This window comes from Aeromicrobium halocynthiae, from assembly GCF_039531385.1.
In the GTDB taxonomy this organism is placed as follows: Bacteria; Actinomycetota; Actinomycetes; order Propionibacteriales; family Nocardioidaceae; genus Aeromicrobium; species Aeromicrobium halocynthiae.
In genome coordinates this window covers 38,295-50,866 of sequence record NZ_BAAAPY010000004.1, presented here as the reverse complement: position 1 = coordinate 50,866, position 12,572 = coordinate 38,295, and the positions used below count along the sequence as shown (strand labels likewise).

Genomic DNA, 12,572 nt, shown 5'->3' with positions numbered 1-12,572 from the left:
GCTAGGAGAACAGCCACGGCGACGTCACCGACCGAGCCGACGCCTGTGGACGACACCCTCGCGAGATCGCGGCTGTGGACGACGAGTCCCGCACCGTCCCAGGAGCGTCGTCAGCGCGGTGTGACCGTGACGGAGACGGTGCCCGGACCCACGTGTGCCCCGATGACCGCCCCGACCTCGTTCACCGGCACTTGCTCCAGACCCGTCCTCTCGGCCACGCGACGTGCGACGTCGAGCGCGACCTCGGCGTTGGCCAGGTGCTGCACCCCGATGTCGACGCCGTCCGGCGCCAGCTCGGCCGCCTCGGCAGCCAGGGCGACGAGCCGTGACAGCGCCTTGTTCGTGGTGCGGACCCGCTCCAGCGGCACCACCGTGCCGCTCTCCAGCGTCAGGAGGGGCTTGACCGCCAGGGCCGAGCCGATGAGCGCGGCGGCCGAGCCGACGCGACCTCCACGGCGCAGGTACTCCAACGAGTCGACGTAGATCATGACCGTCGTGGCCTCTCCCGCGCCGAGCGCGGCGGCGACGGCCTCCGCCTCGGAGCCTCCCGCCGCGCAGACGCGGGCCGCTCGACCCGCCGCGAACCCGGTCGCGATGCCGACCTGTGTCGAGTCGACGCACATCACCGGGACCGACGCCTTCGCCGCCGCGAGCTGAGCGGACTCGAAGGTGCCCGACATCGCCTTGCTGAGGTGCACCGACACGATCGCGTCGACGCCGTCGTCGGCCAGGCGCCGGTAGACCTCGAGGAACTCCTCCGGCGTCGGGCGCGAGGTGCTGACGGGCGTGAACTCGCGCAGCGCGGCGGCGATGTCGTCGGGCGTCACGTCGATGCCCTCGGTGAACGTGTCGGCACCGATGACGACCTTGAGCGGCACGACCGTGATGCCCTCCCGCTCGGCGTCGGCATGGTCCAACGAGGCCGTGGAGTCGGTGACGACGGCGATGCGCCGCCGCGTCGAGGCTGGGTCCACCGGGTCCGCTCTCACTGCGACATCACACCACGATGCTGACGAGCTTGGGGGCGCGCACGATGACCTTGCGCACCTCGCGGCCGTCGATCGCGCGCTGCACGTTGGCCTCGGCCATGGCGCGCTCGGTCAGCTCCGCGTCGTCCGCCGAGGCCGGCACCTGCATCGTCGAGCGCACCTTGCCCTGCACCTGCACGACGCACGTCACGGTGTCCTCGACCAGCAGGGACGGGTCGGGCTGCGGGAAGGGCTCGAACGCCAACGACCCGTCGTGCCCCGTCCGCGACCAGAGCTCCTCGGCCAGGTGCGGAGCGAACGGCGCCACCATGAGCAGCAGCGGCTCGAGCGCCTCGCGCTGACGGGCGCCGACCTTCGTGAGGTGGTTGACGTACTCGATGAGCTTGGCGATGGCGGTGTTCAGGCCCAGCGACTCGAGGTCGTCGCGGACACCGGCGATGGTCCGGTGCAGGACCCTTCGCGTGGCCTCGTCGGTCGGCTCGTCCACCACCTGCGTCTCGCCGGTGTCCTCGTCGACCACGAGGCGCCACAGCCGCTGCAGGAAGCGCTGCGACCCGACGACCGCCCGGGTCTCCCATGGGCGCGACTGGTCCAGCGGACCCATGCTCATCTCGTAGACCCGGAAGGTGTCGGCACCGTACTCGTCGTACATGTCGTCCGGGGTGACGACGTTCTTCAGGCTCTTGCCCATCTTGCCGTACTCGCGGGCGACCGGGACGCCGTCGTGGGTGTAGACCGTGGCGCCGGACTCGTCCACGGACTCCACGACCTCCTCGGCCGGCACGTACGTGCCCCGCGCGTCGGTGAAGGCGTGCGCCTGGATGTAGCCCTGGTTGACGAGCCGGTGGAACGGCTCGGCTCCCGAGACGTGCCCGAGGTCGAACAGCACCTTGTGCCAGAAGCGGGCGTACAGCAGGTGCAGGACCGCGTGCTCCACACCACCGACGTACAGGTCCACGCCTGTGCTGTTCGCCGCCCCCGGCCCGGCACCCCCGCCTGTGCTGTTCGCCGCCCCCGGCCCGGCACCCCCGCCTGTGCTGTTCGCCGCCCCCGTCCCGGCCCCCATCCAGTACCGCTCGTTCTCCGGGTCGCACAGGGCATCGCGATTCGTGGGGTCGGTGTAGCGCAGCTCGTACCAGCTGGACCCGGCCCAGTTGGGCATCGTGTTCGTCTCGCGCCGGTAGGGGCGAGGACCGTCGCCGAGGTCGAGGGTCACGTGCACCCAGTCCTGCACCCGGCCGAGCGGCGGCTCGGGCTCGCTGTCGGCGTCGTCGGGCTCGAACGTGCGCGGCGAGTAGTCCGGCACCTCGGGCAGCTCGACCGGCAGCAGGTGGTCCGGCACGGCGTGCGGGTGCCCGTCCTCGTCGTAGACGATGGGGAACGGCTCGCCCCAGTAGCGCTGGCGACTGAACAGCCAGTCGCGCAGGCGGTAGGTGGTGGTGCCCGTGCCGCGCCCCTCGGCCTCCAGCCAGGCGATGATGCGCTCCTTGGCGGCGTCGACGTCGAGCCCGTCGAGGCTCACGTCGTCGTTCGCCGAGGCTACCGCCGTGCCGGCACCGGTGAACGGCAGCTCGTCGTCGACACCGTCCGGTCCGGCCACGACGCGGGGCGTCGGCAGCCCGAACGCCGTCGCGAAGGCAAAATCGCGCTCGTCGTGCGCCGGCACCGCCATGATCGCGCCCGTGCCGTAGCCGACGAGGACGTAGTCGGCGACGAACACCGGGACCCGCGCGCCGTTGACCGGGTTGGCGGCGAAGGCGCCCGTGAAGACGCCGGTCTTCTCGCGGTTCTCCTGCCTCTCGACGTCGGTCTTCGCCGCCGCGGCCGCCCGGTAGGCGGCGACCGCCTCGGTCGGGGACGGCGCTCCCCCGGTCCATCGCTCGTCGGTGCCCTCGGGCCAGGCGTCGGTCACGATGGCGTCGACGAGCTCGTGCTCGGGCGCCAACACCATGTACGTCGCCCCGAACAGCGTGTCGGGCCGGGTGGTGAAGACGCGGATCGAGGCGTTCTCGACCTCGGGCACCTCGAAGTCCACCTCGGCGCCGTGCGAGCGCCCGATCCAGTGCCGCTGCATCTGCTTGACCGGCTCGGGCCAGTCCAGGCCGTCGAGGTCGTCGATCAGCCGGTCCGCATAGGCGGTGATCCGCATGTTCCACTGCCGCAGGCTGCGCTGGAAGACCGGGAAGTTGCCTCGCTCGCTACGCCCCTCGGCCGTGACCTCCTCGTTCGCCAGGACCGTGCCCAGGCCCGGGCACCAGTTGACGGGCGCCTCGCTGATGTAGGCCAGGCGGTGGGCGTCGATGACGTCCGGGTCGTCGGTCCCGAGCTTCTCCACGAGCTCGGCGATGGGTCGGGCGCGCTGCTGCTCCTCGTCGTACCAGGACTCGAAGATCTGCAGGAAGATCCACTGGGTCCAGCGCACGAAGTCCGGGTCGATCGTCGCGAACGAGCGCCGGTCGTCGTGGGCCAGCCCGAGACGACGCAGCTGACGGCGCATGTTCGCGATGTTGGCCAGCGTGTTGGTGCGCGGGTGCTCGCCCGTGGAGATCGCGTGCAGCTCCGCGGGCAGGCCGAAGGCGTCGTAGCCGAGGGCGTGCAGCACGTTCTTGCCCAGCATCCGCTGGTAGCGGCCGATGACGTCGGTGGCGATGTAGCCCAGTGGGTGCCCGACGTGCAGCCCCGCACCGGACGGGTACGGGAACATGTCCATCAGGAAGTACTTCTCCGCCGGCAGATCCGCACCCGACGACAGCTCGCCGACCGGGTTGTCGGCATGGAAGGTCCCCTCGGCCTCCCACCGGTCCTGCCAGCGCTGCTCGATCTCCGCGGCCAGCCTCGCCCCGTAGCGGTGCGGGGCGATGGGCGCGTCGACGTGCGGTCCTGAGGTGCTCACCGGGCGATGCTATCGGGCCGCCACCGGCCCCTCGTCCCTCCACCCGGACGACGAGCGGCCCCCGGGGACGAGGTCAGCTCAGCGCGCAGTACGCCTCGACCTTCGACGTCTGACCGGAGACGATCAGCTCGTCGCCCTCGGTGACGTACGTGTCGGCCTGGGCGTACGTGAAGTCCTCGCCGCGGGTCTTGAGCCCGACCACCGTGACCCCGTACTTCTGGCGCACGTCCGACTCGGTCAGCGTGCGCCCGGCCGTGCACTCCGGGGCGCGCGTGCGGGCGATGGCGAAGCCATCGTCGAACTCGATGAAGTCGGTCATGGTGCCGGTGACGAGGTGGGCGACCCGCTTGCCCATCTGCGACTCCGGGCGGATGACGTGCGTGGCGCCGACCCGCTCGAGGATCGCGGCGTGCTTGCCGCTGATGGCCTTGGCCCACACCTCCTTGACACCCAGGTCGAGCAGCCCGAGCACGGTGAGGACGCTGGCCTCGATGTCGGTGCCGATGCCGCAGACGGCGACGTCGAACTGCTCGGCGCCGATCTGGCGCAGCGCCTCGGTGTCGGTGGTGTCGGCCGCGACGACGTGCGTGAAGTCGCTGGCGTGCCGCTGGACGATCTCGGTGCGCTCGTCGACGGCCAGGACGTCGTGGCCCAGCTGCACGAGCGAGCGCGCCGTGGCCAGTCCGAAGCGACCGAGACCGAGGACGATCACGGGTGCGTTCGGTGGGGTGTCCTTCTGCTTAGCCAATGATCGGTTGCTCCTCGGGAAGGTGGTACCGCGTCACGCGTCGGCGCAGGACGAAGGCCGACGCGGCCGTGATCGTGCCGACTCGACCGATGAACATCAAGGCGGCGAGGACCAGTTTGGCACTGTGCGGGAGATCCGGGGTGATCCCGGTCGACAGACCTGCCGTGGCGAACGCCGAGGTCGCCTCGAACAGGACGTCCTCGAAGCTGAAGTCCGTCAGCAGCATGAGCAGCCACGTGGTGCTCGTGACGAGCATGACGGAGATGAGCGCGATGCTCAGCGCCGTGCGCACGACGGCAGGACCGATGGACCGGTTGCCGATCGAGACCTCCGGGTCGCCGCGCAGCTCGGCGAGGATCACGAACCCCAGGAGCAGGAACGTCGTCACCTTGATGCCGCCGGCGGTGCTCGCGCTGCCACCGCCGATGAACATGAGGACGGTGCCCATCGAGAGCGTCTCGCCCTGCACGGCACCCCAGTCGAAGCTGTTGAGCCCGCCCGAACGTGGCATGACGCCGCCCTCGATGCCGCTGATGATCCGCTCGTGCCAGGGCAGCGCGCCGAGGGTCGCGGGGTTCGACCACTCCAGCGCCATGAAGGCCGCCGCCCCGATGACCAGCAGCATGATCGAGCCCCAGACCGTCAGGCGGGTGTGGATGGTCCAGCGGTCGGGGTTGCGCCAGTCCTTGAAGAGCTCTGCCAGGACCGGGAACCCCATCGCGCCGATGAACACGCCGAGACAGATCGGCAGGATGATCAGCCCGTCGCCGGCGTACGTGGTGAGGCTGTCGGCGTTGAGGGAGAAGCCTGCGTTGTTGAACGCCATGACCGCGTCGAAGTAGCCGTGCCAGAGCGCGTCGGCCCAGGTCTCGAAGTACTCCTCGCGGTACCGGATGGTGAGCAGCGCGGCGATGGCGAGCTGGAAGCCGATCATGATGACCGCGACGCGTCGGAACAGCGGACGCACCTCGCCGATGTTCACCACGTGCATCTCGGTCTGGGCGACGAGACGGGTTCGCAGACCGAGGCGACCGCCGATGAACAGCCCGAGCACCGTCGAGATGGCGACGATCCCGAGACCGCCGACCTGGACGAGGAAGAGGATGATCCCCTGTCCCGCGGGGGTCCAGTACGCCGAGGTGTCGACCGTCGCCAGTCCGGTGACGGTGACGGCCGAGGTCGCGGTGAACAGCGCGTCGACGAACCCGGCCGAACCGCTCTGCGTGGTGGCCGCGGGGATGAGCAGCAGGAGCGTCCCCACGAGGATGAGCATGAGGAAGCTCAGGGGGAGCAGCCGGACGGGATGGGAGACGACGGCCGGCAGGCGCACGCGACTCACCGGCCCGACGCTACTCCTGGTGGGGCCACCCGTGGGGTGGACCTCCGCGATCGCGCGTCCCGGACCGCTAGGCTGGCGCGGATGTCCTCACCCCACCTCGCCGTCGTCGTGGTCACCTACAACCGGTCGGCCTACCTGGCGGACCTGCTGCGCAGCGCCACGACACTGACCACGGCGCCGTGGCGGGTCGTCGTCGTGGACAACGCCAGCACCGACGACACGCAGGACGTGCTCGCCGAGGCGGCCGGTTGGTTCGACGACGGCGTGCTCGTCAACCACCGGCTCGCCACCAACACCGGCGGCTCGGGCGGGTTCTGCGAGGGCACGCGCGTCGCGCTCGAGCTCGGTGCGCAGTGGTGCTGGCTGATGGACGACGACGTCGAGATCCTCCCGGAGGCGCTCGAGCGCTTCGCCCCGGCGATGGAGCGGTTCCAGGTGATCCACGGGCGCCGCTACGACTTCGACGGCTCGCCCTTCTACTGGCAGGCCAAGTTCAACCAGTTCCTCGGCGTTCCGCTCCCCTACGGCCTGCGCAAGGTCTTCGACGACGAGGGTTACGCGATCACCAACTCCGGGACGTTCGAGGGGATGCTCGTGCACGCCGACGTCGTCCGCACGATCGGGCTGCCCGACCCCCGCTTCTTCATCACGTGGGACGACGCGACGTACGCGTGGCTCGCGGCCCAGCACACCGACGTCGTCTACATGGACGCCTTCGTGCTGCAGCGCAAGCGCGAGCAGCAGCAGGTGAGTCTCGGGGTGCGGCACCTCAACGACGGCAGCGCGCTGTTCCGCTTCCACGTGATGCGCAACAGGGCGCACGTCGGTCGGTACTTCGCCGAGTACGGCAAGCTCAACCGACTCGGGTTCGCCCTCGGCACGGTGCTCACCTTCGCCAAGGAGGTCTTCCGCCTCGTCGTCGTCCAGCACACCCTGAAGGGTCTCGGCGACCTCGTGCGTGGAGCCCGCGAGTCCCGACGCATCTGGCGCGACCCCTCGTGGCGACCGATGGACCCGGCCGAGGTGCCGTCGGGTCCGAGGGGCTAGCGCGACCTAGCGCGGCGTGTCGTCCTCGGCGGCCAGGAGCGCGCGCGCCACGAGCAGGTCCGACGGGTCGGTGATCTTGAGGTTGCGGGGGTCGCCGTAGACGACGCCCACGCTCGCCTCCGGCACGAGGGTCATGACGAGCGTGCAGTCGTCGGTGACGACGAGGCTCGCGTCGCATCGCGCCTCGCGGTGCGACCGCTCGAGCACTCCCAGGGTGAAGCCCTGCGGCGTCTGGTGACGGCGCAGCTCGTCCCTCGGGATCGGCGGGCCGGGCAGGCCCGTCGACGGGTCGAGGCGCACGATCGTGTCCGGCGTCGGCACGAGCAGGGCCACGACGTCGTGGGCGTCCAGCGCCTCGACGACCGCGGAGATCGTCTCCGCCGCGACCAGCGGGCGGGCGGCGTCGTGCACGAGGACGCGGTCGTCGTCCGCGGCGCCCGCCACGACGGCGGCAGTCAGTCCAGCGCGGGTGGAGTCGCTGCGCTCGGCGCCGCCCTCGACGGTCGTGACGTCCTGCGGGACGAGTGCGGCCATCTCCTCGCGACGTCCGGGCGGACACACGAGGACGACCGCGTCGACGCGCGGGTGGTCGACGAAGGCGGCGACGCTGCGCTCCAGGACCGTCCGGCCGCCGAGCTCCAGCAGCTGCTTGGGCCGGTCGGCCCCGACACGCAACCCGAGCCCACCGGCCAGGACCACCGCCCAGGTCCTTCGCGCGTCGTCCACGCCGGTGAGGCTAGCGCAGGTGCGTGCGTACTACCCTCGAACGAGTCCCGCGCCGATCTGTCGTCGGACGAGCGTCGCCCAGATCCTGGAGAAGTCCACGAATGACCCACGTCCTGCAGCACGTGCTCTTCCCCTTGGAGCGCGACCCTGACGTTCTACCGCTGTACAGCGACCCCGACGTGTGGACCACGATCGCCAAGAAGCCGGTGCGCGTCAGCGACGACGCCCACGTCGACGACGTCCTGACCCGTTCGAGCTTCCGGGTGCGCAGTGGACGTCGCGTGTCCTTCGCGAGCTACTTCAACGCGTTCCCGGCCTCCTACTGGCAGCGCTGGACGGTGGTCGACTCCGTCCGGCTCACGGTGCGGACGAACGGGACCGGCACCGTGATCGTGCTGCGTTCCAACGCTCAGGGCGTCCAGCAGCGCGTCGAGTCCGTGCAGGTGGAGGGCACCAGCACGTCGACCTTCGAGCTGCCGCTGCGCACCTTCGCCGACGGCGGCTGGTACTGGTTCGACGTCGTCGCCGACGAGACCGACGTCGTGCTCGAGCACGGCGAGTGGGCGACCGACGCCGAACCGATCACGCCGGGCAACGTCTCCCTCGGCATCACCACCTTCAACAAGCCGGACTACTGCGTGCGGACCCTCGCCACCCTCGCTGCCTCCGCATCGGTGCTGCAGGACGTCGACACCATCTACGTGGTCGACCAGGGTGACCAGAAGGTGGCGGACCAGCCCGCCTTCGCCGAGACCGCCCAGGCCCTGGGCTTGCAGCTGCGCATCGTCGACCAGCCGAACCTCGGCGGCTCCGGAGGGTTCTCCCGGGCCATGGTCGAGACCCTCGCGGCCGACACGAGCGCCTTCCTCCTGCTGCTGGACGACGACGTCGAAGTCGAGCCGGAGAGCATCCGTCGCTCCGTGCAGTTCTCCCGCTTCTGTCGGACCCCGACCATCGTCGGCAGCCACATGTTCGACCTGCTCGACAAGCCGATCCTGCACGCGTTCGCCGAGATGATCGACACCTACTACTTCATGTGGCGCGGTGTCCTGCCCGACCAGATGCGCCACGACTTCCGCCGCTCCAACCTGCGCCAGACCCCGTGGATGCATCAGCGCCTCGACGCCGACTACAACGGCTGGTGGATGTGCATGATCCCGACGCAGGTCATCCGCGACATCGGCCTGTCCCTCCCGGTGTTCATCAAGTGGGACGACGCCGAGTACGCCCTCCGGGCCCGGGACCGCGGCTACCCGACGGTGTCGCTGCCGGGCAGTGCGCTGTGGCACGTCTCGTGGATCGACAAGGACGACTCGCAGGACTGGCAGGCGTACTACCACGCGCGCAACCGGATCCTGGCGGGGCTGCTGCACTCGCCCCACGCCAAGGGCGGCAAGCTGTTGAGCAACTCGCGGCGCCTCGACCTCAAGCACCTGCTGACGATGCAGTACTACGCGGCCACCATGCGTCACCGCGCCATCCGGGACCTGTTGCGCGGCCCCGACCACCTGCACGCGACGATGGCGAGCACGATGCCCGAGCTCCGGGCAGCCACGAAGGGCTTCACCGAGACGAAGGTGATCACCGACCCCGAGCTCCTCCCCACCACGTGGGAGGGCAAGCAGGTGTTCCCCGACGACGACGACAAGCGGACCGACCCGACGGGGCTCTCCCTGATGATGTTCACGGCCAAGGCTGCGGTCCGTCACTGGCGTGCCGCCGTTCCTCAGGGCAACCGCGATCGTCCCCAGGTCGAGCTGGCCAAGATCAACGCCCGCTGGTGGCGGGTCCCGTCCTACGACTCCGCGCTCATCACCAGTGCCGACGGTCGCGGCCAGTCCCTGTACCAGCGCGACCGGGCCACGTTCCGTCGGCTCTGGAAGGACAGCCGCGCCCTGCACCGGACGTTGGAGAGGCGGTGGGCCTCCCTGTCGCGGCAGTACCGCGAGGCCCTTCCGGAGTACACGTCCGTCGAGGCGTGGCAGCGCACCTTCGAGAACCAGCGGTGAGCCACCGCCCGACCTCGTCACGCCGATTCCGGCAGGGCGTGGCCTGGCTGACCGTGATGCTGTTCGGCGTGCTGACCCTGTGGGCGACTCTGACACCGCCGTTCGCGACGGTCGACGAGCCCCGTCACGCGAACTCCGTCCTCCGGCTCGTGCAAGGCGGGGGCTGGCCGCCTCCGCGCGAGGCGGTCATGCTCGAGGCGTCGGCCGTGGCCGCGGAGGAGGCCGAGCGGGGCGTCCCCCGGGCCGACCGCAGCGCGGTGCTCACGTTGAGCGAGCCGGAGTCACCGACGCCGCGCCGGGACTGGATGAACCAGCACCCGCCGCTGTACTACGGCATCTCGGCCGCGGCGGTCGTCACGGCCGACACGCTCTCGCCCGGTGACCAGCGGTGGGACACCAGCCTGCTCGTGATGCGCATGGTCTCGGTGCTCCTCACCGCGGCGTCCGTGCCGTTCGTCGCCCGCTCCGTGCACCTGGTGACCGGCAGCACGCCGGCGGCTCTCGTCGGGGCCGGGGTCTTCCTCCTCGTCCCGCAGCTCGCCAACACCCACAGCCTCGTCACCAACGACGCCATGGTCACGTTCCTCGGCTCGGTGCTGATGTTCGTCTGCCTGCGCGCGTTCATGCGCCCGGAGACCCTCCTCTCGTCCTCGGTCATCGGCGGGGTGACCCTCGGTGTCGGCCTCCTCACGAAGGGGCTCATGCTCCCTGCCGTCGCGGTGCTGGCCGTCTTCCTGCTGCTCGCCGGACGCCGCGCGGGCCCGGGGTGGGTCCCCCGGTTCTGGACGCCCCTGCTCGGCGGGGTCGTCGCGTTCGTGGTCGGGGGCTGGTGGTGGCTACGCAACATCCTCGTGTTCGGACAGGTCCAGTCCAGCAACAACCAGACACCTCGCGCGGCCGAACCCTTCGACGACTACAGCCCGGCAGGTTTCGCCATCGCCGTCGTGGCGCGGCTCAATCGCACGTTCTGGGCCTCGATCCGACCCCAGGCTGCCTACGACGGGTCCGTTGTGGTCGCCATGGGTCTGTTGGGCCTGGTCGTCGTCATGACAGCACTCGTGCTCTCCCGCCGGAGAGGAGTGCTGCTCCTGACACTGATCTACCCGGCACTGGTCGCGACGCTCTTCACGGTCAACGCCTTCAGGATCTACTGGAACAGCGGTGTCGTGGCCGGTGTCCAGGGACGCTACCTGTACAGCGGGCTGACCTTCCTCGCCCTCGCGCTGGCACTGGTGTGGGTGGAGGTAAGACGCCGCGGTGGACGGATCACCGGGCTCGTCCTCGCCACGACCGTCGCCGTCGCCTGCACCGCCAGCGTGGTCGGCGCCTACCTCTTCGCGTTCCACGTCCGGTGGGTCGGCGGCGACGGTCTCGCCTCGGCGTACGAGGCGATGGTGCGTGCTGGGCCGCTGCAGCCGTGGCAGCACCTGATCGTCGTCGCCCTCACCGCGGTCGCGGCCGTGGTGACGCTCGTGACCATCCTGCGGGCCTGCGCGGACGACAACCCCCTCGACGACGAGACCGTCGCGAGGTCGTCCTCGGAGACCGCGGTCAGCCGCCGAGGAGCGGGCTGACCTCGTTGCGGTACATCGTCAGCGCCGAACCGATGGCCATGTGCATGTCGAGGTACTTGTAGGTTCCGAGCCGGCCGCCGAAGAACACGTCCTTCTCGCCCGCCGTGAGTCCGCGGTAGGCCTGCAGCCGCTCACGGTCGGCGTCGGTGTTGACCGGGTAGTACGGCTCGTCGGTGCGCTCGGCGAACCGGGAGAACTCGCGCATGATGACGGTCTTGTCGTCGGGATACTCGGTGCGCTCGGGGTGGAAGTGCCGGAACTCGTGGATGCGCGTGTAGTCGAACTGCGCGTCCGGGTAGTTCATGACGCTGGTGCCCTGAAAGTCGCCGGTGGGCAGCACCTCGCGCTCGAAGTCGAGGGTGCGCCAGGACAACTCGCCCTCGGCGTAGTCGAAGTAGCGGTCGACGGCGCCGGTGTAGACCACGGGCACCTGGCCGACCGTCGAGGCCTTGCTGAGCGGCTGGGACTCGTCGAAGAAGTCGACCCCGAGCCGGACCTCGATGTTGGGGTGGTCGGCCATGTTCTCGAGCCAGTGGGTGTAGCCCTTCGTGGGCAGACCCTCGTGGGTGTCGTTGAAGTACCGATTGTCGTAGGTATAGCGCACCGGCAGACGCGCGATGACCTCTGCGGGCAGCTCCGTCGGGTCGGTCTGCCACTGCTTGGCGGTGTAGTCGCGGATGAACGCCTCGTAGAGGGGGCGCCCGATCAGCGAGATCGCCTTCTCCTCGAGGTTCGCCGCGGTGGCGGTGTCGAACTCCTCGGCCTGGGAGGCGATGAGCGCGCGCGCCTCGTCGGGCGAGTAGGCCGCGCCGAAGAACTGGTTGATGGTGCCGAGGTTGATCGGCAGCGGGTACACGACTCCCTTGTGGTGGGTGTAGACGCGGTGCTGGTAGCCGGTGAAGGTCGTGAAGCGGTTGACGTACTCCCACACCGTCTCGTTGGAGGTGTGGAACAGGTGGGCGCCGTAGCGGTGCACCTCGATGCCCGTCTCCGGATCGTCCTCGGAGTAGGCATTGCCGCCGATGTGGTCGCGCCTGTCGATCACGACGACCTTGCGGTCGAGCTCGCGGGCGACCCGCTCGGCGACCGTGAGGCCGAAGAATCCCGAACCGACGATCACCAGATCGGCGTCCATGCGTGCTCCCTCGTCGACGAAGAGTGACGGTGCAGTCTATCGAGACACCCGCATCGAGCCGGGAGCCGCTCGGCGTGGGCAGCAGATACGCTGAGACGTCGTCATTCCCTGG

The 12,572-nt window shown here is 69.9% G+C and carries 9 protein-coding genes; 3 read left to right on the top strand and 6 right to left on the bottom strand.

Translation table 11 applies throughout. The features are described from left to right. Positions 1-110: 110 nt before the first annotated feature. The 4 genes from ABD213_RS07240 to ABD213_RS07225 form a co-directional block, all read right to left on the bottom strand. A complete protein-coding gene (locus tag ABD213_RS07240; protein WP_344326389.1) occupies positions 111-974 on the bottom strand; it encodes a DegV family protein in 864 nt (287 codons plus the stop codon). Positions 975-996: 22 nt separating this feature from the next. After that, entirely contained in the window at positions 997-3,882 is a 2,886-nt protein-coding gene (locus ABD213_RS07235; RefSeq protein ID WP_344326387.1) for a leucine--tRNA ligase, read from the bottom strand. 73 nt (positions 3,883-3,955) lie between these two features. Next, positions 3,956-4,630: a potassium channel family protein gene (locus tag ABD213_RS07230; protein WP_344326385.1), complete on the bottom strand. Its 675-nt coding sequence runs from the start codon at positions 4,628-4,630 to the stop codon at positions 3,956-3,958. Further along, the gene (locus ABD213_RS07225; protein ID WP_344326383.1) at positions 4,623-5,969 is read right to left on the bottom strand and encodes a TrkH family potassium uptake protein; all 1,347 of its coding nucleotides are present in this window, start codon (positions 5,967-5,969) and stop codon (positions 4,623-4,625) included. The genes ABD213_RS07230 and ABD213_RS07225 overlap by 8 nt, the downstream gene beginning before the upstream one ends. Before the next feature lie 81 nt (positions 5,970-6,050). Between ABD213_RS07225 and ABD213_RS07220 the strand changes: the two genes are divergently transcribed. Further along, the gene (locus ABD213_RS07220) at positions 6,051-7,016 is read left to right on the top strand and encodes a glycosyltransferase (RefSeq protein WP_344326381.1); all 966 of its coding nucleotides are present in this window, start codon (positions 6,051-6,053) and stop codon (positions 7,014-7,016) included. A 6-nt stretch (positions 7,017-7,022) separates the two neighbouring features. On the opposite strand, the gene ispD is transcribed toward ABD213_RS07220, so the two are convergent. Next, positions 7,023-7,742 (bottom strand): 2-C-methyl-D-erythritol 4-phosphate cytidylyltransferase, encoded by a 720-nt coding sequence (ispD, locus tag ABD213_RS07215; RefSeq protein WP_344326379.1) that lies wholly within the window; start codon positions 7,740-7,742, stop codon positions 7,023-7,025. A gap of 101 nt (positions 7,743-7,843) precedes the next feature. Between ispD and ABD213_RS07210 the strand changes: the two genes are divergently transcribed. Together ABD213_RS07210 and ABD213_RS07205 are read left to right on the top strand one after the other, a co-directional pair. Beyond that, positions 7,844-9,751, top strand: coding sequence for a glycosyltransferase (locus tag ABD213_RS07210; protein ID WP_344326377.1), 1,908 nt, complete (start codon positions 7,844-7,846; stop codon positions 9,749-9,751). Between the two features lie 38 nt (positions 9,752-9,789). After that, entirely contained in the window at positions 9,790-11,325 is a 1,536-nt protein-coding gene (locus ABD213_RS07205) for an ArnT family glycosyltransferase (protein ID WP_344326375.1), read from the top strand. Here the strand turns inward: ABD213_RS07205 and glf are convergent. Then, the gene (glf, locus tag ABD213_RS07200) at positions 11,303-12,460 is read right to left on the bottom strand and encodes a UDP-galactopyranose mutase (RefSeq protein WP_344326373.1); all 1,158 of its coding nucleotides are present in this window, start codon (positions 12,458-12,460) and stop codon (positions 11,303-11,305) included. The two genes, ABD213_RS07205 and glf, sit on opposite strands and share 23 nt — an antisense overlap. Between the last annotated feature and the right edge of the window lie 112 nt (positions 12,461-12,572).